The organism is Rhodococcus sp. NPDC060084 (assembly GCF_042730335.1).
Lineage (GTDB): Bacteria > Actinomycetota > Actinomycetes > Mycobacteriales > Mycobacteriaceae > Rhodococcus.
Map to the genome: position 1 here is coordinate 185,617 of NZ_JBHWWX010000003.1, position 23,402 is coordinate 209,018.

At 68.8% G+C, this 23,402-nt stretch carries 23 protein-coding genes and 1 riboswitch; of the genes, 8 read left to right on the top strand and 15 right to left on the bottom strand.

All coding sequences use genetic code 11. The annotated features are described in order from the left end of the window. Positions 1 to 6 precede the first annotated feature (6 nt). Positions 7 to 975, top strand: coding sequence for a phytoene/squalene synthase family protein (locus ACFWBU_RS03350; RefSeq protein WP_378527460.1), 969 nt, complete (start codon positions 7 to 9; stop codon positions 973 to 975). Here ACFWBU_RS03350 and ACFWBU_RS03355 read toward each other — a convergent pair. Continuing rightward, positions 944 to 1,315, bottom strand: a complete 372-nt coding sequence (locus ACFWBU_RS03355; protein ID WP_296549052.1) for an Rv2175c family DNA-binding protein — start codon at positions 1,313 to 1,315, stop codon at positions 944 to 946. The two genes, ACFWBU_RS03350 and ACFWBU_RS03355, sit on opposite strands and share 32 nt — an antisense overlap. A 211-nt stretch (positions 1,316 to 1,526) precedes the next feature. Between ACFWBU_RS03355 and pknB the strand changes: the two genes are divergently transcribed. Beyond that, positions 1,527 to 3,593, top strand: a complete 2,067-nt coding sequence (pknB, locus tag ACFWBU_RS03360; protein ID WP_378527461.1) for a Stk1 family PASTA domain-containing Ser/Thr kinase — start codon at positions 1,527 to 1,529, stop codon at positions 3,591 to 3,593. Positions 3,594 to 3,650: 57 nt separating this feature from the next. Here pknB and ACFWBU_RS03365 read toward each other — a convergent pair whose 3' ends face one another. The 12 genes from ACFWBU_RS03365 to ACFWBU_RS03420 all read right to left on the bottom strand — a co-directional run bounded on the left by ACFWBU_RS03365 (position 3,651) and on the right by ACFWBU_RS03420 (position 14,478). Beyond that, positions 3,651 to 5,036, bottom strand: coding sequence for a class II 3-deoxy-7-phosphoheptulonate synthase (locus ACFWBU_RS03365; RefSeq protein WP_169620182.1), 1,386 nt, complete (start codon positions 5,034 to 5,036; stop codon positions 3,651 to 3,653). A 55-nt stretch (positions 5,037 to 5,091) separates the two neighbouring features. Then, complete coding sequence (locus ACFWBU_RS03370; RefSeq protein WP_169620183.1) at positions 5,092 to 5,583, bottom strand: polyadenylate-specific 3'-exoribonuclease AS; 492 nt, start codon at positions 5,581 to 5,583, stop codon at positions 5,092 to 5,094. A 55-nt stretch (positions 5,584 to 5,638) separates the two neighbouring features. After that, positions 5,639 to 6,388 carry a 1-acyl-sn-glycerol-3-phosphate acyltransferase gene (locus tag ACFWBU_RS03375; protein ID WP_169620382.1) on the bottom strand — a complete coding sequence of 250 codons (750 nt, stop codon included), beginning with the start codon at positions 6,386 to 6,388 and terminating at the stop codon, positions 5,639 to 5,641. Positions 6,389 to 6,539: 151 nt separating this feature from the next. Then, complete coding sequence (locus ACFWBU_RS03380; RefSeq protein WP_378527462.1) at positions 6,540 to 7,520, bottom strand: ROK family protein; 981 nt, start codon at positions 7,518 to 7,520, stop codon at positions 6,540 to 6,542. Between the two features lie 17 nt (positions 7,521 to 7,537). Further along, complete coding sequence (locus tag ACFWBU_RS03385; RefSeq protein WP_378527463.1) at positions 7,538 to 7,951, bottom strand: hypothetical protein; 414 nt, start codon at positions 7,949 to 7,951, stop codon at positions 7,538 to 7,540. Then, a complete protein-coding gene (locus tag ACFWBU_RS03390; RefSeq protein WP_169620186.1) occupies positions 7,948 to 9,138 on the bottom strand; it encodes an ArsA family ATPase in 1,191 nt (396 codons plus the stop codon). The genes ACFWBU_RS03385 and ACFWBU_RS03390 overlap by 4 nt, the downstream gene beginning before the upstream one ends. A 29-nt stretch (positions 9,139 to 9,167) precedes the next feature. Further along, a complete protein-coding gene (locus ACFWBU_RS03395) occupies positions 9,168 to 9,605 on the bottom strand; it encodes an SRPBCC family protein (RefSeq protein WP_169620187.1) in 438 nt (145 codons plus the stop codon). Between the two features lie 93 nt (positions 9,606 to 9,698). Continuing rightward, on the bottom strand, positions 9,699 to 10,088 hold the full coding sequence (locus ACFWBU_RS03400) for a polyketide cyclase / dehydrase and lipid transport (protein ID WP_169620188.1): 390 nt from the start codon (positions 10,086 to 10,088) through the stop codon (positions 9,699 to 9,701). Positions 10,089 to 10,098: 10 nt separating this feature from the next. After that, entirely contained in the window at positions 10,099 to 11,295 is a 1,197-nt protein-coding gene (locus ACFWBU_RS03405; RefSeq protein WP_378527465.1) for a glycosyltransferase family 4 protein, read from the bottom strand. Between the two features lie 48 nt (positions 11,296 to 11,343). Further along, positions 11,344 to 12,681, bottom strand: a complete 1,338-nt coding sequence (locus ACFWBU_RS03410) for a hypothetical protein (protein WP_378527466.1) — start codon at positions 12,679 to 12,681, stop codon at positions 11,344 to 11,346. 30 nt (positions 12,682 to 12,711) lie between these two features. Then, positions 12,712 to 13,758 carry an NlpC/P60 family protein gene (locus ACFWBU_RS03415; protein WP_378527467.1) on the bottom strand — a complete coding sequence of 349 codons (1,047 nt, stop codon included), beginning with the start codon at positions 13,756 to 13,758 and terminating at the stop codon, positions 12,712 to 12,714. Positions 13,759 to 13,902: 144 nt separating this feature from the next. Then, positions 13,903 to 14,478, bottom strand: a complete 576-nt coding sequence (locus tag ACFWBU_RS03420) for a C40 family peptidase (RefSeq protein WP_169620191.1) — start codon at positions 14,476 to 14,478, stop codon at positions 13,903 to 13,905. Positions 14,479 to 14,492: 14 nt separating this feature from the next. After that, positions 14,493 to 14,655, bottom strand: a riboswitch (cyclic di-AMP (ydaO/yuaA leader). A gap of 504 nt (positions 14,656 to 15,159) precedes the next feature. On the opposite strand from ACFWBU_RS03420, the gene ACFWBU_RS03425 reads away from it, so the two are divergent. Both ACFWBU_RS03425 and ACFWBU_RS03430 read left to right on the top strand, forming a co-directional pair. Then, on the top strand, positions 15,160 to 16,911 hold the full coding sequence (locus ACFWBU_RS03425; protein WP_378527469.1) for a DEDD exonuclease domain-containing protein: 1,752 nt from the start codon (positions 15,160 to 15,162) through the stop codon (positions 16,909 to 16,911). 33 nt (positions 16,912 to 16,944) lie between these two features. After that, entirely contained in the window at positions 16,945 to 17,220 is a 276-nt protein-coding gene (locus ACFWBU_RS03430) for an Lrp/AsnC family transcriptional regulator (protein ID WP_072699135.1), read from the top strand. A gap of 68 nt (positions 17,221 to 17,288) precedes the next feature. Here the strand turns inward: ACFWBU_RS03430 and trpD are convergent, their stop codons facing one another. Both trpD and ACFWBU_RS03440 read right to left on the bottom strand, forming a co-directional pair. Next, a complete protein-coding gene (gene trpD, locus ACFWBU_RS03435) occupies positions 17,289 to 18,365 on the bottom strand; it encodes an anthranilate phosphoribosyltransferase (protein ID WP_169653052.1) in 1,077 nt (358 codons plus the stop codon). 62 nt (positions 18,366 to 18,427) lie between these two features. Next, positions 18,428 to 18,883: a hypothetical protein gene (locus ACFWBU_RS03440; protein ID WP_240952034.1), complete on the bottom strand. Its 456-nt coding sequence runs from the start codon at positions 18,881 to 18,883 to the stop codon at positions 18,428 to 18,430. A gap of 136 nt (positions 18,884 to 19,019) precedes the next feature. On the opposite strand from ACFWBU_RS03440, the gene ACFWBU_RS03445 reads away from it, so the two are divergent. The 4 genes from ACFWBU_RS03445 (at position 19,020) to ACFWBU_RS03460 (ending at position 23,360) form a co-directional block, all read left to right on the top strand. Beyond that, positions 19,020 to 19,634, top strand: a complete 615-nt coding sequence (locus ACFWBU_RS03445) for a heme-copper oxidase subunit III (protein WP_169620194.1) — start codon at positions 19,020 to 19,022, stop codon at positions 19,632 to 19,634. A 62-nt stretch (positions 19,635 to 19,696) separates the two neighbouring features. After that, positions 19,697 to 20,569, top strand: a complete 873-nt coding sequence (locus ACFWBU_RS03450; protein WP_206036642.1) for a cytochrome c — start codon at positions 19,697 to 19,699, stop codon at positions 20,567 to 20,569. Next, positions 20,566 to 21,696, top strand: a complete 1,131-nt coding sequence (locus ACFWBU_RS03455; RefSeq protein ID WP_169620195.1) for a ubiquinol-cytochrome c reductase iron-sulfur subunit — start codon at positions 20,566 to 20,568, stop codon at positions 21,694 to 21,696. The genes ACFWBU_RS03450 and ACFWBU_RS03455 overlap by 4 nt, the downstream gene beginning before the upstream one ends. Then, positions 21,693 to 23,360, top strand: a complete 1,668-nt coding sequence (locus ACFWBU_RS03460) for a cytochrome bc complex cytochrome b subunit (protein WP_378527472.1) — start codon at positions 21,693 to 21,695, stop codon at positions 23,358 to 23,360. The genes ACFWBU_RS03455 and ACFWBU_RS03460 overlap by 4 nt, the downstream gene beginning before the upstream one ends. The last annotated feature ends 42 nt before the right edge of the window (positions 23,361 to 23,402 follow it).

The following is a 23,402-nucleotide window of genomic DNA, read 5'->3' on the forward strand; positions in this document are numbered from 1 at the left end:
ACCGGAGTGTTCGATCCGCACGCTCCCCGGCCACGCCTCGACGACCTCGACGCGGCGTTCGCACACTGTGCTCGTCTCACCGCGGAGCACGGGCGCACGTACCACCTCGCGGCGCGGCTGCTCCCGGCCTCGCAGCGACGCGCGGTCCACGCCCTGTACGGGTTCGCGCGAGTGGTCGACGACCTCGTCGACGTCACCGCGGTCCACGACCCGGTCGAGGCCGCGCGCGGGCTCGCCGCCACAGAGCGCCGGTTCCGGGCCGCTCTCGCCGGAGAACCGGGCCCGCCGGACGAACTGGGGCTCGTACTGCGTGCTCTCGCCGAGACGGTGCGCCGATACGATGTTCCGATCGCCTATTTCGAGGCGTTCCTCCGATCGATGCGGATGGATGTGCCCGGTACGCCCGAGCACCGCAGCCACTACCGCGACATGGCCGAGTTGTACGACTACATGTACGGCTCCGCCGTGGTGATCGGTCTCGAACTGCTCCCGGTGTTCGGCGTCGACGACCCGGACGCGGTGCCGCACGCCTCCGCGCTGGGCACGGCATTCCAGCTCACGAACTTCATCCGCGACGTCGGTGAGGATCTCGACCGCGACCGTCTCTATCTTCCGGTCGAGCTGTGGGCGTCGTTCGGGGTCGATGTCGAACTGCTGCGGGAGGGCCGCCGCACCGGCACGGTGGATCCCCGTGTCCGGCGGGCTCTGGCCCACGCGGTCGCGCTGGCCCGCGCCGAATACCGCAAGGCCGAACCGGGTCTGGATCTGCTACCCGACCGGGTGCGACCGGGTATCCGTGCCGCGTTCGTGCTCTACGGACGGATCCTCGACGAGGTCGAGGCGAGCGGCTTCCGGGTTCTGGACCGGCGAGTGACGGTCCCGCGCCGCACCCGCGCGGCGGTGGTGCTCACGCAGTTCGTCGCGGGATCGGTCGGGGCGTCCGTCAGATGGCGGCAGCCTGAGCGCGCCGCATGACCTCGCGCGCCGAGTCAGTGTGCAGCGCGGCGATCGGGCAGTCACCCGGCAGCGTGTCGTCTTCCTGGAAGAGCCACTCGAGGATCTCTTCGTCGCGGAATCCACCGTCGTGGAGCAGGGCGAGAAGGCCGCGAAGCTGGCGGAGCACCTGCCCGTCGTCGCCGAAGAATGCCTTGGGCACCACGGGGACGCGGTTGCGCTTGAAGGCGAGCAACTGCCGGTCGCGCAGCATCTGGTGCACGCGGACAATCGGGACGTCGAGGCGTTTTGCCACGTCGACGAGCTGATAGACCGATATGGAGGGGTCGAGGACGTCGTCGCAATAGGGAATCGAACTCACTGCTCCACGGTATCGTCGCCTACCCGCAGCCATCTACGCGGCTGCCGCTTTTGTGGGCTGGCTACCATCTACAGAGGACGAGATCGGCTTCCGCGCAGGCGACGACGTACTCCGTCTCGCCGGTACCACGGCAGTCGCGTCCGGTGCCGGTTCGATGTTCCACATCAATGCTCCACACCGATGTTCCACACCAGAGACGGGAGTACACCGGGTGACCGCTGGAGGCGACCGAATGGTCGGCGTCGTGCTCGATCGGCGCTATCGGATCGAATCGCGGGTTGCGCGCGGCGGGATGTCCACGGTCTACCGCGCGACAGATCTGCGTCTCGATCGTCCGGTCGCGGTGAAGGTCATGGATCCGCAGTTCGCGGCCGATCCGCAGTTCCTCGCCCGCTTCGAGTTCGAGGCACGCGCCGTCGCACGACTCAACCATCCCGGTCTCGTCGCCGTATACGACCAAGGCCAGGACGGTGACCACGTTTTCCTGGTCATGGAACTGGTCGAAGGCGGCACGCTGCGCGAACTGCTCCGCGAACGCGGACCGATGCCGCCGCACGCCGCCGCTGCCGTCGCCGCGCCCGTCCTCGGAGCGCTGGCTGTCGCCCACCGCGCGGGTCTCGTGCACCGCGACGTCAAACCCGAGAACGTTCTCATCTCCGAGGCCGGAGAGGTCAAGATCGCCGACTTCGGTCTGGTCCGGGCCGTCGCGGCGGCCACCACGACCTCGCGCAGCGTCATCCTCGGCACGGCGGCGTACCTGTCTCCCGAGCAGGTCACCGCCGGGAGCGCGGACGCCCGCAGCGACGTCTACTCCGCCGGCGTCCTCGTGTTCGAGATGCTCACCGGCCGCACGCCCTTCTCGGGCGACACGTCACTGTCCGTGGCATACCAGCGCGTCGAGAAGGACGTGCCCGATCCGGGGTCCTGGATCGACGGGGTGCCCGAGGAATTCGACGAGTTGGTACGCCGCGCCACCGAACGCGAGCCGGGCGAACGGTTCGACGACGCCGAGGCGATGGCCCGCGCCCTCAACGACGCGTGTGAAGCGCTCGACCTTCCCCGTTACCGGGTACCGGCTCCTCGCCGGTCGGCTCTCGCGACGAGCGCGGCGCCCGCTGCCGCAGCTCCTGCCGCTGCGGGAGGTGCGGCGGGAGGTGCGGCGTCCCGGGCAGAACCTGCCACGACGGTGATCTCGTCGCCGGAGTCGACGTCGTCGCACGCTCCCACCGCCGTCCACCCGGCCGTAGCCGAGCAGGGCGCCGCCGCGGATCCCGGCGCGGTGCCGCAGGCCGAGCTGCATCCCACCCGCACGATGCACACCAAGGTCGTCACGCAGCCGCATCCTCGCTCCGACCCGGAGCAGCCCGCGCCGCAGCCCGACTACGCGCACGAGCATCATCGGCACCGGCGCTCGGTGGTGGGGTGGATCGCGGCGATTCTCGTACTCGCCCTGTTCATGGGCATCGCCGGATGGTGGCTCGGCGCCGGGCGGCTCACGGACGTACCGACGGTCAACGGACTGGACCGCGCGGCCGCGGTCTCCGCGATCGAGGCGGTCGGGCTGACGGCCGAGGTACGCGGCGAGTATTCCGACGACATCCCGCCCGAGACGGTGCTGGGCACCGATCCCCCGACGGGCTCCCGTGTCCCGGACGGCAACTCCGTGGCGCTACTGGTCTCGCTGGGGCCGCCCACGGTTCCGAACGTCCCCGGATCAGGTGAGCTGTCGGTCGTCGAGGACGAATTGCGCCGGCGCACGTTCGAGCCCGTGGACGGCGGAAGCGCCTTCAGCACGACTGTCCCCGAGGGCGGGGTCGCAGCGCTCGATCCGGCGCCCGGGACAGTCCTGCCCGTCGGGTCGCAGGTCGAAGTGGTGGTGAGCAAGGGTTCCCCGCCGGTGGACCTGCCCGACCTCGCCGGACGGACCGTCGACGACGCCCGGCGCATCCTCGACGAAGCCGGCCTGACGGTGCAGGACGTGCGGGAGGTGTTCGATCCCGAGGTCGACGGCGGTCGCGTCGCGGGCACCGATCCGGAGGCGGGTACCGAAGTCCGCGCGGGCAGCACTCTGACATTGCTGGTGTCCAACGCGGTCAAGGTGCCGTCGATGCTCGGACGGTCCGTCGGCTCGGCACGGGACGAACTGCGGGAACTGGGATTCGACGTGTCGGTGCGGCAGGTCGCCGACTCCGACCGCTCCGTGGTGATCGCTCAGAGCCCGGGCGCGAACGGTCGCGCCGAAGAGGGCAGCACGATCACACTGACCGCGCTGCCCTGATCGGTTCCGCCACCGGGGTAGTGATATCCGGGGCGGAGCCGTATCGGGGGCGGAGTGCTAGCCCCGCAGCATCTCGGCGACGAGGAACGCCAGTTCGATCGACTGCTGGGTGTTGAGCCGGGGATCGCACGCCGTTTCGTACCGACCGTGCAGGTCGAGGTCGGAGATGTCCTGAGCGCCGCCGAGGCACTCGGTGACGTTCTCGCCGGTGAGTTCGATGTGGATGCCGCCGGGGTGGGTGCCGAGCGCACGGTGCACCTCGAAGAAGCCCTGCACCTCGTCGACGATGCGGTCGAAGTGGCGGGTCTTGTACCCGGTCGATGCCTCGTGGGTGTTGCCGTGCATCGGATCGCACTGCCAGATCACCTTGTGGCCGGTGGCCTCGACGGCAGCGACGATACCGGGCAGCACGTCCCGGACCTTCCCGTGGCCCATACGGGAGATCAACGTCAGGCGACCGGGCTTGTTGGTGGGGTCGAGGCGCTCGACGTATTCGGCGGCCATCTCCGGTGTGGTCGACGGGCCGATCTTCAGGCCGATCGGGTTCGACAGCAGTTCGGCGAACGCGATGTGCGCTCCGTCGAGCTGACGGGTGCGGTCGCCGATCCACAGGAAGTGGGCCGACAGGTCGTACAGACGCGGTTCGTCACCGGAGGTGTCGAGACGCAACATCGCGCGCTCGTAGTCGAGGACGAGTGCCTCGTGGCTGGCGAAGATGGTCGCGGCGCGCAGGTTGGGGTCGACCACGCCGCAGGCATCCATGAAGCGCAGGCCGCGGTCGATCTCGGAGGCGAGCGCCTCGTACCGCGCACCGGCCGGCGACGACGCCACGAAGGCGCGGTTCCAGTCGTGCACGCGGTGCAGGTCGGCCTCACCGGCGGCGGTGGCGGCGCGCACGAGGTTCATCGCGGCACTGGCGTTGGCGTAGGCGCGTATCAGCCGCGACGGGTCGTGTGCGCGCACACTCTCCTCGGCGACGAGAGAGTTGATCATGTCGCCGCGGTAGGACTTCAGGCCGAGCGCGTCCGTGTCGGACGAGCGGGGCTTGGCGTACTGACCGGCGATCCGCGCGACCTTGACCACGGGCGTCGACGCTCCGTAGGTGAGGACGACGGCCATCTGCAGCAGCGTGCGGATGTTGCCCTTGATATGCGGTTCGGTGTTGTCGGCGAACGTCTCCGCGCAGTCGCCTCCCTGCAGGAGGAAGGCCTCGCCGCGGGCGACGGACGCGAGCTGTCGCTGCAGCTCCTCGACCTCGCTCGGCACGGTGATCGGGGGCACGCTCTCGAGCACGGTCCGCATCGCGGCCGCCTGATCTTCCGGCCAGCTCGGCTGTTGCAACGCCGGCTTGGCGAGCGCCGCGTCGAGTTGGTCGCGCAGCTCCGCCGGAAGTGGAGGCAGTTCGGGCAAGCGGTCGATCGGCACGTCCACAGTCCAGTTCACAGAACCAGGATATGACCCGGCGCGCTCTGCCGTGCGATCACCCCGTATCGCGGTGTCACCGGGAGCGGCGCGCGACCTCGATCGCCTCGAACTTCGCGAGGTTGTGGCGGGCGTCGGCGAGCGCGTCGTGGTTGTCGTCCGGGACCCGGGGCAGCGGGGGCCGGCCTGCGTATTCCCAGTGCTGGCGCAGTTCGCGCGTGTACCTCGGGAGTACCTCCGGCAGTTCCGGCATGGTTCCCCACAATTGCACCAGGACGACGTGGTCGTATGCGCCGATCCACGCCCAGAGTTCCGGCTGGACGCCCGGCCTGGGAACGAGGAACTTCAGCAGGTCGTCGCGGATCCGCTCGCGCGAACGCCACGCGGGATGCGACCGAGGAGGCAGCTTCGGGAGAACATTGCGGCGCACCCACTCCCCGGCCCGGTCGGGATCGAACTCCGTTGACACCGCGTAGAACTCGCGTCCGTCTTCGCAGGCGACACCGATCGATACGAGTTCGATGGTTCGACCGTCCTCGATGAACTCGCAGTCGTAGAAGTAGCGCACGTACTCACATTATGCCGGTGGGACCGGCGAGCGTGCCCGCGGGGTCGCGGCGCGATCAGCCCGCTTGGGTGTCGGGCAGGCGATCCGCCGCCGGAGGCTCGACGGCAGCCTTCCCTTCCGCGATGTCCTGGGGCTTCGGCTCCTTGAGGGAGGCCGCATAGATGTCGACGTACTCCTGGCCCGACAACTGCATGAGCGCGTACATGACTTCGTCGGTGACGGTGCGCTCGACGAACCGGTTGCCGCCCATCCCTTCGAAACGCGAGAAGTCGATGGGCTTGCCGATGCGTACGGTGACCTTCGCCGGACGCCACATCTTGGATCCGATGGGGTTCATCTGGTCGGTCCCGATCATCGCAACCGGAATGACGGGGACGCCGGTCTCGAGCGCGAGCCGGGCGAGGCCGGTCTTGCCCTTGTACAGACGCCCGTCGGGCGAGCGGGTGCCCTCCGGGTAGATGCCGAGGAGTTTCTGCTGACCGAGGACGCGGATGCCGGCCGCGAGAGCGTCCTGCGCGGCATCGGCGCTGGTGCGGTCGATGGGCACCTGGCCGGCCGCGGAGAAGAACCAGCGCTGGAAGCGACCCTTGAGGCCCGTGCCGGTGAAGTACTCGCTCTTGGCGAGGAAGGTGATCCGCCGCCGCACCAGGAGGGGAAGGTAGAACGAGTCGAGGACCGCGCGGTGATTACTCGCCAGGATGGCCGGACCGTTGACGGGAATATGCTCGCCGCCTTCGAATTTCGGGCGTCCCATCAGCAAGAGCAGCGGGCCCAGCAGAACGTACTTCAACAGCCAGTACCACATGGCATCCTTCCCCGACATAGATCGGTCCCCGACATAGATCGGTGCGGGCAGCACAACCGGCCCGTCGGTCGACTCTACGACGATGCGCCCACCACACGCACATCGGCAACGTGCCCGGCCCCACGCATATGCCGCGGAGGTGACGAGGATCTCACCCCTCGATCGCCGTGCGGGCGAGGTCCGCCGCCCCGACAAGCCCGGCCGCGTCGCCGAGTTGGGTCACGCGGACCCGCGCGAGAGGCCGATGCCCGGCACCGGTGGTCGCGGCGGCGTAGTGCTCTCGGGCGTCGTCGAGGAACAACGACGCCGAGCCGGACACCCCGCCTCCCACCACGATGATTTCGGGGTCGTAGATGTCGGCCACCATCGCCAGTCCCAGCCCGAGCCACCGGGCGAACTCCGCGATCGCGGCCACCGCGAGTGGGTCGCCGTCCTGCGCGGCGCCGGCGATCCGGCGCCCGGTGAGCGAACCGGGATCGGCGGCGACGTGTGCCGCGAGCTGCGACCTGCCGGGGTCCGCGGCAAGCATCTCGACCGCGGTATCGACGAGTGCTGTTCCGCTGCAGTATCTTTCCCAGCACCCGCGCTTGCCGCACGGGCACGGCCGCCCGTCCGGCACCACCTGGAGATGGCCGAGTTCCGGCGCGACGCCGTAGGCCCCGCGGTACAGCCGGCCGTCGATGAGCAGGGCGGCACCGATTCCGGTTCCGAGTGCGACGACCACCGCGACTCTGCTCCCGGCCGCCGCCCCGAACCGGTACTCGGCCCACGCCGCGGCGTTGGCGTCGTGCTCGAGCACTACGGGCAACCCGAATCTCTCGGTGAGCGTCGCCCCGACCGGGGCACCGACCCACGGGAGATGCGGCGCGAACCGCACGGTGGTGCAGTCGGCCGTGAGGAATCCCGCGACCGCAAGACCGACCGCAGCGACGTCGTTACGTTCGGCGAGCTGCCGTACGACGCGGTGCAGGGCGTCCTCGAGTACGGGGGCCGACCCGGGAGTCTGCGCTCGCACCGAATCGACCACTTCGCCGCCACGGTTCACCACCGCAGCGCGGATGCTGGTGCCGCCCACATCGATTCCGATCGTGTGGCGGTCGGAGGAATCGCGCTGCCGCGGGTCCGGGTTCATACCTACAGCCTGCGGGGTCAGGAGCGGATGGTGACGGAAATCGGCACGAATCCCCCGCCGTTGTCGCGAGGCTCCGGGGGCGTCGGATCCGTGGGCGCCGACGGGTCGGGCCGCGGTGGGAGATACCGCGCGAGCAGTTCGCGTACCAGCGCGATGAACGCCGCGAGCTGGGACGCGAGGCGTGTGAGCAACTCGTGGTTCTCGCCGTTGACCAGCGCCGCCACCGCACACACCGGGCACCAGGAGCATCCGGTGGTCGCCGGCCGCCCGGATTCGCCTGCGTCGGCGTGCGCTGCCGCCTTCTCCGGAACCGGGTCCGGGACGTCGCCGCGACCGGCAAGTTGTTCGGCCACGCCGTCCATGTAGTCGAGAACCGTGTCGGCCAGGACCCGCAAGTCGGCGAGGAGGGCGTCGTGGTCGTTGTTGCTCACTGCGGCCACACCGCCGGGTCGGGCACGAAGCGCACGAGCAGATCGGTGCCGTCGAACTCCGCGTCGGACACCGTGCATCTGCGCAGCACCGAGGCGAGGTGCACCCGACGGCGGATGCCGTCGGCACCGACCACCAGGTGGTCGTCGACTCGTCCCAATGTCAGCGACGCCGGGTCCGCCAGCGGCAGATACATCCGCATCGCATACACCGCGTCCACCCCCGTCCCCGATTCGTGCTGTACGCGAACCCGTTCCACGCCGTCGCGAAGGGTGGCCGGATCGCAGAGATCCCGGATATCGGTCGCCAGGTCTCCGAGAGACGCCCACCCTACCGGTTCTTCGTCGCGTTGCTCACACCCGACCACCGGCACCTCGGTGACGATCGAGGTCATCTCGTCGAGCACCGCCAGTTGGTCGGCACGCCGGCGCGCGAGCCACCCGGCTGCCGGACCGTCGCCGTCGAATGCCGGCACGATCCCGTTGGCGACGACGGCCTCGAGTGTCAGGCCGATCAGAGCGGCCCACGAGCGGAGCCGGACCATCTCCGCACGACCCGCACGGTCGGGAGTGGAGACGAGCACGGCGGTGGTCCTGTCCGGGTTCTCGAACAGGTCGCGGGTGGCCGCGATCCCGGAGAGAATCCGGTCGAACAACGCCACGACGACCGTCAGGCGCGGGTCCGGCCCTATCGCCGCCTCGACGCGGCTGTGCTGCGGCCAGATGCGGTCCATGTAATCCGAGATCGTGCGCGGCGCCGCGAGCATGCGCACCGCGTCGGCCGATGCGGGGGCGTCGACGATCACGGTGTGCCAGCGTCCGCTGTCGGCCAATCGCGCCACTTCCGAGAGGGCGAGCAGTTCCTCCACCCCGGGAAGGCCGGTGAGTTCTTCGGGCGCGGGCAGAGCGAAGCGGTCGCCGTGCTCGTGGCCCGCGGCGATGGACGCCAGCGACGCCAGGCTCGCGAAGCGTTGCTCGAGCAACGCGAGCGAATCGACCTCGATCAGGTCGACTCCGTCGCCTGCCGAGCGCACACCTTCACCGGGGGCGACGTCGAGGACGCCGGACAGCGAATGCGCCTGGTCGATCGAGGCGATGAGCACCGGTGCGCCGGTGCGGGCGATGCCGAGCGCCGTCGCCGCGGCCAGCGTGGTCTTGCCTGCTCCGCCCTTGCCGAAGAACACACGCACGCGCGCGGGGGTGGCCTCGCTCGAGGTGCTCAGCCCTCCACCTGCTTCTTCAGTTCCTTGAGCGCGGTGTCGGTGATGACCTTCTCCGCCTTGCGCTTGAACAGTCCGATCATCGGGATGTTGACGTCCACGGTGAGCTGGTAGTCGACGACCGTTCCGCCGTCCGGGGTGTCGTTGAGAACGTACGAGCCGGACTGCGCCTTCTGGATCTCTCCGGATTCGAGTTCCCAGCTCACGGCGCGGCCGTCTTCGGCCCACTGGTATCGCAGGACGTACGTGTCCTTCACGATTCCGGCGTCGAGCACGAAGCGGACCCGGTCGGCGAGACCGTCCGGCCCGGTGCTCAGTACCTCGACGGTTTTGGCGGCTTCGACCCATGTCGGGTAGGCGGCGAAGTCGGCGATGACAGCCATGACCCGATCGGCCGGCGCATCGATGGTGATCGACCTCTTGGTCTTATCGGCCATGCGATGAATGCTCCCTTTCGTCCGTCCACCCGACACGGCGCGCTCGGCGCCGTCGCCGTTGTCTACCACACACCGTATCCGGCGGCTACGACCTCACAGGCGCGGGGATTCGCCCGCCGGACGACCCGCCTCGAGGCGTGCCTTCACCTCGAACGCCATCTTCTTTCCCGCGACGCGCCGCTCGCGGGTGATGCCGGCGATGTTCAGCGATGCGATGCGCGACGGTGCGACACCCGTCGGTTCACAGTGCAGGAAGTAGTGGACGACGGCTCCGTCGAGAACCGGTTCGATCCACACTTCCATCGTGCCGTTCAGCGGGCCCGCGACGGCCCACCGGATGCCCTTCTCGGCTCGGTCCTCCCGGACCGTGAGCGCGAGCTCCGGCCACCACTCGCGCCATCGCGCGGGCGACGCCAGGGCGGTCGCGATCCGTTCCGGGGGTGCGGCGATGAAGGTTTGGTCCGCCACCTGAATGCTGCTCACGGGGACAGCTTCACATATCCGCCGACGGTGTCCGTCCGTCGCCCCGCCGATCGGGATCCGTCGCCGAAGGCGCGGGGTCCACCTCGAGGAGCCGGCGCAGCTTTGCGCCCAGGACGTCCCATCGCCACTCTGTCGAGACCCATTCGCGTCCCGCCGCACCCATCGCCGCGGCCCGGTCCCGGTCGGCGAGGATCCCGCTGACGGCTGTCGCGATCGCGGTCACGGACGTGCCGTCGACGACGAACCCGGTCTCCCCGTCCCGCACGGTTTCGGGCGCGCCCCCGGACCGCCCCGCGACCACGGGGACACCCGTCGCGGACGCTTCGAGATACACGATGCCGAGTCCTTCGACATCGAGTCCCCCACCCCGGGTCCGGCACGGCATGGCGAACACGTCGGCGATGGTGTGATGCGCCGCGAGTTCGGCGGCGGGAACGCCACCGGTGAAGACGACGTGGTCGGTGACACCGGTGCGGTGCGCGAGGTCGCGGAGCCGGTCCTCGTAGGGGCCACCGCCGACGATGACGAGGACCGCGCCGTCGATCCGGCGCCGGATCTCGGGCAGCGCGCGGATCAGCATGTCCTGGCCTTTGCGCGGCACGAGCCGCGACAGGCACAGCACCGTCGGGCGGTCGCCGAGCCGGTACCGGGCGCGCAACTCGGCGCGTGCGACCGGGTCCGGGCAGAAGACGTCGGTGTCCACGCCCGACGGGAGGTGCTCGAGCGCGGCATGCGGGCCGAACGCCGACGCGAATCGGCTGCGCGTGTAGCGGCTCACATAGGTGATGGTGTCGGTGTGGTCGCCGATCCGGCGTAGCGCCTGACGTCCGCCCGGCACCATCGACCAGCCGACCTCGTGACCGTGGGTACTCGCGATCACGCGCTGCGCCCCGGCGCGTCGCATGGCGGGAGCCATCAGCGCCAGCGGTGCGGATGCTCCGAACCACACGCTGTCGCAGCCGTACTCGGACACGAGCCGCGCGGCGCGTCGAGCGACGTCCGGGGTGGGGAGCATCAGTGTCGTGGGATGCCGCACCACCTCGTACGGCTGCTGCGCGTCGAACGTCACGTGACTGTCCCCGCGCCAGCGAGGCGCATAGACAACGAGATCCTCGGCACGCAACTGGCCGGCGAACGCCTGCAGGTACGACTGGATACCGCCGGGTCGGGGCGGAAAGTCATTCGTGACCAGCAGAGTTCGCGACATGGCTACACCGTAGCGATGTCCGGACCGGGTCCGGATGGACGGGTCGGCTCAGCCCACGGTGAGTCGTTCGGAGACCCAGTCGCCCCACCGGCCGACGTAGTCGCCGGTCCCGAGTCCCACGACCTCCCGGAGCGCGTCGTCGACCTCGTCCGGCTCGGCCGGTCCCGTCGAGAGCGCCCGGTACAGCGACGTCAAACTGTCGACGCCGAACTCCTCGGCGGTGAATGCCGCGACCGACCACGCCTTCTCGTAGGCGCTGCGTGCGCCCTGACCGGCGGTGAACTCGGCATCGTCGGGTAGCGCACGGGGCAGGCCGTTGCGGAGGGAATCCTGGACGAGGGTCGGTGCGATCCGGCGAAGGTCGTTCGCGGTGACGCCGCCCGCGGGGTCCGTGCCTGTTCCGCGGTACCCGATGTAGTCGGCATATCCCTCGAGGACCCACAGCGGGGAGCCGTCGACCGTCTCGGTCCGGGTGGCGATGTGCACCATCTCGTGCCGCAGCAGTGCGCGCAGACCCTGACGGGTGAGGCGTTCCCCAGCATCCGGAGCGAAGACGATCCGCTGCCCGGTCGCGGTGTCCGTCCCCGGCCGGACGGCGTCCGAGACGGCGACGGCCGCGATTTCCTCCCCGTCGTGGCGGGTTCCCACCTGGTGTGTGAATTCCTCCCGCGATCCCGTCGCGACCACGAGGGCGCGCCGTGACCATTCCTCTCCCCATACTTCGGAGACGGCGTCGACGGCGGAGTCGAGTTCGGTCGCCGTCGCCTCGATGAGGTCGTGGCGGTCGGTGGGTCCTATCACCAGCGAGCGGCCTCCGGCGGTCGCGACCTCCGCGACGTGGAGCGGTCCATGGTCCCAGGGGCCGCGCCAGGTCACTGCTCCGGGGATCACGGGGGCATCGTCTGCGAGCAGCCATCCGCCGGACCGCTCGACGAACAACGCCGTGACGGGGCGGCGGGTCGGTTCCTCGTCGACGCCGTCGACCGCGTAGCGGAGATAGACGATGTGCGCGCGCACCGGGTCCGCGCCGAACGCGGCGGTGAGGGTCGTGGGTACGTCGAGGTCCGGTTCGGGTCCCATCTCGTATCCGAAGTCGGCGAGGGGCACCGCCCGGAGCGACTCCGCGCGCAGCGTTTCGGCCTCGAGCAGTGCTGTGGCGGCCGGGTCGATCACCGACGCCAGCGCGTCGCGGTCGGCGCGGCGCACCGCATCCGCCCAGCGATCGACCAGCGACTGCAGTTCGGTGCGGGTCGTCCGATCGGTGTCGGCCGAGTCCGCGGGTGCGACGACGAGCAGCACACCGGCAGTGACGACGGCGAGGACGAGCCCGGCCAAACCGAGACGTTCCCACCGCCGATGACGGTTTGTCGACGCAGGTGCAGGCACGGCGGCCAGTGTAAGGGGCCGCCCGCCCGGTCAGTAGCGGCGTGCGCTGTGGAAAGGGAAGCTCGCCATCGACTGCACCTTCACCGGCACACCGAACGTGGACGCGTGCACGATGTTGCCGTCGCCCGCGTAGAGGCCCACGTGGGATGCGTCGTCGTAGAAGATCACCACGTCGCCGGGCTGAAGGTTGTCGCGCGAGACGGGAATGCCACCCTGCGCCTGGGCCTGGCTCGAGCGCGGCAGGGTCTTGCCCACCTGGTTGTACGCCCACACGACGAGACCCGAGCAGTCGAACTGGTTCGGTCCGGTCGCGCCCCACACGTACGGGTCGCCGATCCGGGTCATGGCAGCGCGGAGCGCTCCCCCACCGGTGCCGGGAACGAGGTGCTGCAGGATCGTGTCGGCGTCGAGACCGGGCGGGAATGGAGTGCCCGCGAGCACTTCCTTTTCCTGGTCGCTCAGCGCGTCGAAGGCGTCGAGGACGCCGGCGATATCGGCTTCGAGTTCGGCCTTGCGGCGTTGCAGATCGTCCCGGAGTACCTGCGCCTCCTCGGCCGCGACGGCGGCGGCTTCCGCAGATCGCTGTGACGAGGCGGCCACTTCGGCGGCCGCGGCCGTGGCGACCTTGAATCGTTCGACGTCGCGGGCCGTCTGGGCGCCGAGGACGTCGAGCAGCACCATCTGGTCGAGCATCTGCTGCGGCGAGTCGCTGACCATGAGGGCGAAGAGCCGGTTGGTGCGGGCACCCCGGTAGTTCGCCTGCGTGAGTTTGTCCACGGTGGGCTTGAACCGGGCGACCTCGGCGCGCGCCAGATCCAGCGCGTCGCGGTCCTCGGCGGCGACCGCCTCGGTGGACTGCTGGTCGGCGATCTTCTTCTCGAGGTCCAGCCCGGCGTTGTGAAGGGCTTCGGTGGTCTGTTCGGACCGACGGGACAGGTCCGCCAGGTGTTCGAGCTTTGCTGTGGGGCTGTCGTCCACCGGCTGCGCCCCCGCGGGCGAGGTGGAGACGGCCAGTGCCATCAAGACCGCAACCGCCAGCAACGCACGAATTGCCTGCTTCGTCCTATCGGAAACCACGAAGGCGCATCCTTTCCAAAGGTCTCGATGAGGTTACGGAACGGCATACGTTTGTGTCTACCCGGTGGTAGCAACCCGGACTACGACGTGAGGGTGGGCCCGGCCTGAGCCGGACCCACCCTCACGTAGCTGCATACCGACGGATCAGAAGCGGCGTGCTCCATCGACCGGCATCGAGTCGAGCGGCGCGATCTTCACCGGCTGGCTCGAGGTGGACGCGTGCACGATGTTGCCGCCACCGACGTAGATCCCGGTGTGGCTTCCGCCGTAGAACGACACGACATCGCCCGGCATCAGGTCGGAGATGTTCACGGCCTGACCGGCAGATGCCTGGTCGTAGCTGGTGCGGGGAACGTTCAGTCCGGCCTGCTGGTAGGCCCACTGCACGAGACCGGAGCAGTCGAACGAGTTCGGGCCGGCGGCGCCGTACACGTAGGGGGACCCGATCTTGCTCTGGGCGGCGTCGGCCGCACGCTGGCCGACCGAGGTGTACGGAGCGGTGAATGCCGCAGGCGCGGGGGCGGTTCCGGCCTGCTGGGGGATGAGGTTGGCGACCTCGGGCGGCAGGGTGACGCCGGCGGGGAGGTCGAAGGATCCCACACCGGGGATGGTGACGGTGTCCGCCATGGCGGGGCCGGCCGAGACGGTAACTGCGCCGAGCGCGATGGCTCCGGCGACGAGCGCGCGCCGAACGGTGCGCTTGTTGTTCTGCGAAACCACGAGGGGGGTGCTCCATTTCTTCCGTTCACCCGCCGACCGAGTTAGCTGACGGGTTCGGGCCGGAAGTCAGCCCTACCCTTCGCCGGCGAGCGGCTGAAGGGATTCACCCCAGGTACTAAGTGGGTCCCCGGCTCGGATGCTCCGCGACTGGAGCCTCCGATTAGGCGGTGACCGAGCGGCTCCGACACGGGAGTGGGCCGGAAAACTCTCCGCTTGGTCTCGAGAAGATTACGAAACGGCAACGGAGAAGTCGAGTGCCTCGCGTGAGCATTGTCCCTTTTGGTTTAATTTTCGTCACTTTTACGCCGGACGCTCCCCTTCGGTAACGAAGCAATAACGACCGGTCTGCTTTACCTCGCGCGCCGCGCGCGCCGCGGCCGGGTCCACCCCGGTTCCCAAGACGTCCGTGCGGACGCTTTCCCAGGTCTCCGGCCCATTCTCCCGGCGGGTGCGCCCCCGCGGCCGCCCCGTGCCGGCGCGGCCCCCGCGGCGGGCCGATCGGTATGTTTCGAGGCAGTCCAACGGCCCTGTGTCCCAAACCGAAAGACCCCTGTGACGCTCGTCTCTTGCGCCCGTCCACACCCCAGCCGACGTCGTTTTCCGAGGTGATGTCACGGCCCGGGCACGGGCCGTGACGGAGGGGCCGGAGGCCGTGTCGGTGCCGATTCCTAGGCTCGCCGCATGACGTCGCCGCCACGGTTCACCGAATCCGGGCGCGGAGTCCAGCTCGGCTTCGACGAATTGGACACCCCGCTCCGAGACACCACCTTCGTCGTCGTCGACTTGGAAACCACCGGGGGCCGGGCAGGCGACGACGCGATCACCGAGATCGGCGCGGTCAAGATCCGGGGCGGAGAGGTCCTCGGCGAGTTCGCGACGCTGGTGGACCCGGGGCGCGCGATCCCACCGCACATCGTGCAGCTCACCGGCATCACCACCGCGATGGTGTACGCCGCACCGAAGATCGACGAGGTGCTGCCGGCGTTTCTCGAGTTCGCCGCGGGTTCGGTACTCGTCGCCCACAACGCCGGATTCGACGTCGGTTTCCTCAAGGCCGCGACTGCCCACTGCGGCGCGGCGTGGCCGCGTTTCCCCGTGGTCTGCACAGTCAAACTGGCGCGTCGCGTCCTCGGCCGCGACGAGGCACCCTCGGTGAAACTCTCGGCACTCGCCCAGCTCTTCCGCGTCTCGACGCAGCCGACACACCGCGCGCTCGACGACGCCCGCGCCACCGTGGACGTCCTTCACGCGCTCATCGAGCGCGTCGGCAATCTCGGCGTCCACAGTCTCACCGAGCTCCGGGACTACATCCCGGCCGTCACCGGCGGACAACGGGCCAAGCGCACGCTCGCCGCGCACCTGCCCCGGCGACCGGGTGTCTACATGTTCCGCGGACCGTCGGACGAAGTGCTCTACGTCGGCACCGCCGTCGATCTCCACCGCCGGGTCCGCTCCTACTTCACCGGGTCGGAGACGCGTCCACGGCTGCGTGAAATGGTCGCGGTGACCACCCGCATCGACCACGTCGAGTGCGCCCACGGCCTCGAAGCGGGTGTGCGCGAACTCCGGTTGCTCGCAGCGCATGCGCCGCCCTACAACCGCCGCTCGAAGTACCCCACCCGCGGGTGGTGGATCGTGCTCACAGACGACCCGTTCCCGCGTTTCGCGGTCAGCCGCACCCCCGCGACCGATGCGATCGGGCCGTTCTCGGCGCGCACAGCGGCGTCCGAGGTCGCGGCCCACCTCGCCGAACTGTGCGGGATCCGCACCTGTACACGCCGGATCGGCCATACCGGCAAGCACGGGGACCGGTGCCTGCCCGAGGCCGTGGGTGCGTGTGCAGCCGCGACCTTCGGAGTTCAGGACGCGGCCGCTTACTCGACGCAGGTCGAACGGGCCCGCGCCGTGATCCGGGGTAGCGACGACGAGGTTCTCCGCGACCTGCACGGCCGGCTCGACCGGCTCGTTCTCGACGAACTGTTCGAGAATGCGGCACGTCTGCGCGACCGTGCGGCCGGCACGCTGCTGGCCCTGCGACGCACCCAGCGACTCGCCGCGCTCGCCGCGGTGGACGAACTCGTCGCGGCGCGTCCACGCGACGAGGGCGGGTGGGAGTTCGCGGTCGTGCGGGCGGGAAGACTCGCCTCCGCCGGGGTCGCGCCTCGGGGGGTGCCGCCGATGCCCGTCGTGGACGCGATCGTCGCGGCTGCGGAGACGGCGCGACCGATTCCGGGGCCGTTCCGGGGCGCCTCGCCCGAAGAACTGGGCCTGGTGGCACGCTGGCTGGACTCCGGGGGCGTCCGTATCGTCCGCGCCAGCCACGGGTGGTGCGAACCGGCTCTCGGCGCCGGTCGCTGGAGCGAGTGGGCCGAGAAGGCACGTGACGCCCGCGCGGTATCTGCGGTGGCGCCCGACGAGCGGACGACCACCTAGTCTGATGGAACCCGAGGAAGGCAAGGAGCCCTCATGATCAACGCCATCGTCCTGATCGACGCCGAAGCGCACCGCATTCCGGAGACCGCGCAAGCGGTGGCCGACCTGGCCGGGGTAGACAAGGTGTACTCGTGCGCCGGGGACGTCGACCTGGTGGCCCTGGTGCGCGTCCGCGACCACGAGCAGATCGCCGAAGTGGTCACGCGCGGCATCAACAAGGTCGAAGGCGTGACGAAGACCGTCACGCACATCGCTTTCCAGTCCTACTCCAGCGCGGACGTGGACGCGGGTTTCTCGATCGGTAGCTGATCCGCCCGGCGGACGAGTGTGGGCCCGGACTCCGACGAGTCCGGGCCCACACTCCGTTCGCGTACTCCTTATATTCCCGGCGCGGCACCGAGCCGGGTGGTCACCTCGGACCACGTGCGGAGGACTTCTTCGGCCCGGCCGGTGTCGATCGCGGCAGCAGCGGCCTCGAGTCCGGCCGCGAGTGCCTCCTCGAGACTGTCGCCGATCCCCCGGAACGCTGCGATCGCGCCGGCCGCGTTCAGCAGGACCGCGTCGCGCACCGGCCCGGTCTCCCCCGCCAGGACCGCGCGGGCGATGGCGGCATTCTTCTCTGCGTCTCCGCCGCGTAGCGCCTCGAGCGGTACCCGGGTGATGCCGAGATCGGTCGGGTCGAGGGTGACGACCCGGACCTCGCCGTCCCGCACGATGTGGACGGTGGATGTGGTCGACGTGGTGAGTTCGTCGAGGCCGTCGTCGCCGCGTACCACCAGCGCGGAGTTCCCGCGCTGGGCGAGCACACCGGCGACCGTGCCGACGAGGTTCTCGAAAGCGCATCCGATCAGACCCGCGCGCGGGCGCGCCGGGTTGGTCAGCGGCCCCAGCACGTTGAACGCTGTCGGGATGCCGATCTGCTTGCGCGGGGCCGCGGCGAACCGGAGCGCGGGGTGGTAGACCGGCGCGAAGCAGAAACCGATGCCTGCCTCGGCGACCGACTGGGCCACCGCCTCCGGCCCGAGGTCGATGTGGACGCCCAGTGCCTCGAGCACGTCGGCGCCGCCGCTCTTCGACGATGCCGCCCGGTTGCCGTGCTTGACGACGCGGATGCCGGACGCCGCGACGACGATCGCCGCCATCGTCGAGATGTTCACGGTGTCGGCGCGGTCACCGCCGGTGCCGACGACGTCGACCACGTCGTTGTCGACGGGCACGAGCCGGGCGTAGCCGAGCATGGTGTCCGCGAGCGCGCGCAGCTCGTCGGGGGTTTCCCCCTTCATCTTCAGCGCGACACCGAAGGCGGCGATCTGCGCGGCGGTCGCGTTGTCGGAGAAGATCTCCTCCATCGCCCACTGTGCTTGTTCGCGCGAGAGATCGTGCCCGGCAGTCAGCGCACCGAGGACCGACGACCAGGTGGTCCCCGTCCCGTCCACCACTCGAGTCGCGTTCATCGCACCTGACCTCGCCGCATGCCGCTCCCTACCGGGCACCGGTGTGCCCTCCGCCGCGAAGCTTAGTCAGGCGATACCGGGGGCTGTAGCGCGTCCCACCCCAGCGCGGTGCCACCGAGTCGCTGCGCGAGCGAGACCATGCGGGACTTCTCCTGGGCGCAGTGCATCGCGTCCAGAACCTGGGTGCGCTGCAACACCAGTGCTGTCAGGCTTGCGTCCCCGGCGACCGGCGCCTCCATCGGGGCGCCGCTGACGGTATAGCCGTCCTGTGCGGCCAGTTCGACGGCTCGGTCGACAGCGTCGGGCGGAAGGGTGAGATGGTGGCGCAGTACCGCCTCGTCGGATTCCGTCCAATACGGCTCCGATTCGGCACCGCGCGTCAAGGCCGTCGAACACGCCTCGGCGTCGTCGAACGAGGACACCACTACGACGAGATCCGTACGCTCCCGGTCGAGGGGGGCCCGGCGCCTGGACACCATCGCGCGGAGCCGGTCCCACAAGCCACTTCCGGTACTCATAGCACCAGGTTCGCACGTCCCCCGAAGGCCCGCACGGTGACCCCACCAGGGAAATTATCTGGGCGCGACCAGCACTGACGCGCCTATTTCGGCCCCGATTGCCCAAGACGTACTACGACGGGTCATACTAGCCAGCGTGACGAGCGCAGTAGGGACTTCAGGATCTGCAATCACACAGCGCGTGCACTCGTTGAACCGGCCCAACCTGGTCAGCGTCGGCACCATCGTGTGGTTGTCCAGCGAGCTCATGTTTTTCGCAGGGCTCTTCGCCATGTATTTCGTGGCACGGGCGCAGGCGCCGGAGGGCATGTGGCCCCCGCCGCCCACCCACTTGAACCTGTGGCTGGCGGTTCCGATCACCACGGTGCTGATCGCCTCCTCCTTCACATGCCAGATGGGCGTGTTCGCTGCCGAGCGCGGCGACGTCTTCGGGCTGCGACGGTGGTACCTGATCACCCTCGCCATGGGCACGTTCTTCGTGCTCGGGCAGGGCTACGAATACATCACGCTGGTCTCGGACGGCACGTCCATCTCGAGCAGCGTCTACGGCTCGGTGTTCTACATCACCACCGGCTTCCACGGCCTCCACGTGATCGGCGGCCTCGTCGCCTTCGTGTTCCTGCTGGTCCGTACCCGCGTCAGCAAGTTCACGCCCGCGCAGGCCACCGCAGCCATCGTCGTTTCGTATTACTGGCACTTTGTCGACATCGTGTGGATCGCACTGTTTGCCACGATCTATTTCATCCGTTAGCCAGCTGAACGCACAGGCAGCCCCCTGACGTCCAGTCCGTCCCAAAACAAAAAGGGATACAGATGAGTTCATCCCCACCTCTCGGTTCCGAGGGTGACATGCCCGGTCGATCCTCGACAGCTTCCGCTGCCAAGTCCCGCCGCCAGCGCAAATTCCGCCGGCGCGTCACGGGCGCCCTGGTCCTGGCGGTCGGCCTGCTCAGCGCCGGCTTCCTCGCCTCCGCGTTGACCCCTGCCCCGCAGGTGGCCACTGCGCAGGACGATCAGAGCGCACTGATCCGCGAGGGCAAGCAGCTCTACGAGACCTCCTGCGTGACATGCCACGGCATCAACCTGCAGGGTGTGCAGGACCGCGGTCCCACCCTGATCGGTGTCGGTGAGGCAGCCGTCTACTTCCAGGTGTCCTCCGGTCGCATGCCGGCCTCGCGCAACGAGGCCCAGGCGCTCCGCAAGGAACCGAAGTTCAACGCGGCCCAGACCGACGCCCTCGGTGCCTACATCCAGGCGAACGGCGGCGGCCCGACGGTCATCCGTGACGAAGACGGCGAGATCTCCCAGTCTTCGCTCCGTGGCAACGACATCGGCCGCGGTTCGGAACTGTTCCGCCAGAACTGCGCTTCGTGCCACAACTTCACCGGCCGCGGCGGCGCGCTGTCGTCCGGAAAGTTCGCGCCGAACCTCGATCCGGCCAATGAACAGCAGATCTACACGGCCATGCTCACCGGGCCGCAGAACATGCCGAAGTTCTCCGACCGTCAGCTGACGGTCGAGGAGAAGCAGGACATCATCGCGTACGTCAAGTCGGCCAGCGAGACGACGAACCCCGGCGGCTACGGATTGGGCGGGTTCGGCCCGGCCGCCGAAGGCCCGACGATGTGGGTCATCGGCATTGTCGCCGTCGTCGGCGCTGCACTGTGGATCGGAGCAAGGTCATGAGTGGCGGCGAAACGCCGACTAACAAGCACTCGGTCGAGAACCTCGAACAGATGAGCCGCGACGACCTCGTCGCGCTCGGGACGAATCTCGACGGTGTCGATGTCGCATTCCGCAAGGATCGGTGGCCTGTCGAGGGCACCCGCGCCGAGAAGCGCGCCGAGCGAAGCGTCGCGATCTGGTTCGCGCTCGCCGGCATCGCAGGTATCGCGTTCATCGCGATCTACCTGTTCTGGCCGTGGGAGTACCAGGGCCCGGGCGACCCGAACTACACGTTGTACAACCTGTACACCCCGATGCTCGGCCTCACCCTGGGTCTGTCGATCCTCGGTATCGGTGTCGGCGCGGTGCAGTTCACGAAGAAGTTCATCCCCGAAGAGGTGTCGATCCAGGATCGCCACGACGGCCCGTCGACGGAGGTCGATCGCAAGACGATCGTCGCCGAGCTCGCCGATTCGCTCGACACGTCGACGCTCCCGCGTCGCAAGCTGATCAAGCGCACCGCGATCTTCGGCGGCGGCGCACTGGGCGTCGGCCTGATCATGCCGCTCGGCGGCTTGATCAAGAACCCGTGGGCACAGGGCGACAAGTCGCCGCTGTGGGTCTCGGGCTGGACCCCGAACTACGAGGGCGAAACCATCTACCTGCGCCGCGACACCGGACGGCCCCAGGACATCGTCCTGGTTCGCCCGGAGGATCTCGACGCCGGCGGCATGGAGACGGTCTTCCCGTTCCGTGAATCCGACCGTGGCGACGACCACGCGCTGCTGCAGAGCCTTCGCGGCATCCGCAACGCCGTCATGCTCATCCGTCTGCGCACGGAGGATGCCGAACGCGCCATCAAGCGCAAGGGCCAGGAGAGCTTCAACTACGGCGACTACTTCGCCTTCTCGAAGATCTGCACCCACCTCGGCTGCCCCACCTCGCTGTACGAGCAGCAGAGCAACCGCATTCTCTGCCCGTGCCACCAGTCGCAGTTCGACGCACTCGAGTACTGCAAGCCGATTTTCGGTCCCGCTGCTCGTGCACTGCCGCAGCTGCCTATTACAGTGAACGAAGAGGGCTTCCTGGTCGCCAACGGTGACTTCACCGAGGCACTCGGCCCGGCATTTTGGGAGCGTCGCCCGTGAGTACTGCAACTCCATCCCGCGCCGCACAGGCCGCCGAGAACATCGATTCCCGGTATCACCTGTCGGCAGGCATCCGTCGGCAGATCAACAAGGTCTTCCCGACACACTGGTCGTTCCTGCTGGGCGAGATCGCGCTCTACGCGTTCATCATCCTGCTGATCTCCGGTGTCTACCTGACCCTGTTCTTCGACCCCTCGATGGCTCACGTCGTGTACGACGGCGTCTACCAGCCGCTGCGCGGCGTGGGGATGTCCCGTGCCTACGAGACCACCCTGAACCTGTCCTTCGAGGTTCGTGGCGGCCTGTTCGTCCGGCAGATCCACCACTGGGCTGCCCTGATGTTCGCCGCGTCCATCGTGGTGCACCTGCTGCGCATCTTCTTCACCGGTGCGTTCCGGCGTCCTCGTGAGGCCAACTGGGTGATCGGCTCGCTGCTGCTCATCCTGGCGATGTTCGAAGGCTTCTTCGGTTACTCGCTCCCCGACGACCTGCTCTCCGGTACCGGTCTCCGCGCCGCGTTCTCCGGCATCACGCTGAGCATCCCGGTCATCGGCACGTGGATGCACTGGGCCCTGTTCGGTGGCGACTTCCCGGGTGACCTGATCATCCCGCGCTTCTACGTCCTGCACGTCCTGCTGGTTCCGGGCATCATCCTGGCGCTCATCGCCGCGCACCTCGCGCTGGTGTGGTACCAGAAGCACACCCAGTTCCCCGGCCCCGGCCGCACCGAGCAGAACGTCGTCGGCGTGCGCATCCTCCCGGTCTTCGCAGTGAAGTCCGGTGCGTTCTTCGCGATGACCTTCGCGGTCCTCGCGCTGATGTCCGGCCTCCTCCAGATCAACCCGGTCTGGAACATCGGCCCGTACAACCCATCGCAGGTCTCCGCAGGTTCTCAGCCCGACATCTACATGATGTGGACGGACGGCCTGGCACGTATCTGGCCGGCATGGGAGCTGTACCTGTTCAACCGCTACACGATCCCGCAGCCCTTCTGGATCGCCCTGATCATGGGCCTGGTGTTCGTGATCCTGACGATCTACCCGTGGATCGAGAAGCGGTTCACCAAGGACGACGCACACCACAACCTGCTGCAGCGTCCGCGCGACGTGCCGGTTCGTACCGCCATCGGCGCGATGGCCCTGGCCTTCTACGCGGTCGCGACCATCATGTGCATCAACGACATCATCGCGTACAAGTTCGACATCTCGATCAACGCAACGACGTGGATGGGCCGTATCGGCCTGGTCGTGCTGCCGCCGCTCGCGTACTACATCGCCTACCGGTTCTGCCTGGGCCTCCAGCGCAGCGACCGCCAGGTCCTCGAGCACGGCATCGAGACGGGTATCGTCCGTCGCCTGCCGCACGGTGAGTACGTCGAGATCCACCAGCCGCTCGGCCCGGTGGACGAGCACGGCCACCCGGTTCCGCTCGAGTACCAGGGCGCCGCGATCCCGAAGACGATGAACCGTCTCGGTACCGCCGGTAAGCCCGGGGCCGGCAGCTGGTGGCGTCCGGACCCCGCTGAGGAGACGGCTGCACTCGAAGCGGCTCATCACGAGGCCGAGGCCGAACTGCGCACCACGCTCCGTGAGTACCAGGAGCGCGTGCACGGCGAGTCGAACGGTTCCGAGACGACGACGAACCTGCCCGACACGAAGCACTGACCGGCACGTTTCATCACGAGTGGGGCCCCGAACCTTCCAAGG

Excerpts from the sequence above, each read along its gene's own strand:
- ACFWBU_RS03375 (WP_169620382.1), bottom strand. The coding sequence starts at position 6,388 with ATGTGGTACTGGCTGTTGAAGTACGTTCTGCTGGGCCCGCTGCTCTTG.
- ACFWBU_RS03380 (WP_378527462.1), bottom strand. The coding sequence starts at position 7,520 with ATGAACCCGGACCCGCGGCAGCGCGATTCCTCCGACCGCCACACGATC.
- ACFWBU_RS03395 (WP_169620187.1), bottom strand. The coding sequence starts at position 9,605 with ATGGCCGATAAGACCAAGAGGTCGATCACCATCGATGCGCCGGCCGAT.
- ACFWBU_RS03405 (WP_378527465.1), bottom strand. The coding sequence starts at position 11,295 with ATGTCGCGAACTCTGCTGGTCACGAATGACTTTCCGCCCCGACCCGGC.
- ACFWBU_RS03425 (WP_378527469.1), top strand. The coding sequence starts at position 15,160 with ATGACGTCGCCGCCACGGTTCACCGAATCCGGGCGCGGAGTCCAGCTC.
- ACFWBU_RS03430 (WP_072699135.1), top strand. The coding sequence starts at position 16,945 with ATGATCAACGCCATCGTCCTGATCGACGCCGAAGCGCACCGCATTCCG.
- trpD (WP_169653052.1), bottom strand. The coding sequence starts at position 18,365 with ATGAACGCGACTCGAGTGGTGGACGGGACGGGGACCACCTGGTCGTCG.
- ACFWBU_RS03440 (WP_240952034.1), bottom strand. The coding sequence starts at position 18,883 with ATGAGTACCGGAAGTGGCTTGTGGGACCGGCTCCGCGCGATGGTGTCC.
- ACFWBU_RS03450 (WP_206036642.1), top strand. The coding sequence starts at position 19,697 with ATGAGTTCATCCCCACCTCTCGGTTCCGAGGGTGACATGCCCGGTCGA.
- ACFWBU_RS03455 (WP_169620195.1), top strand. The coding sequence starts at position 20,566 with ATGAGTGGCGGCGAAACGCCGACTAACAAGCACTCGGTCGAGAACCTC.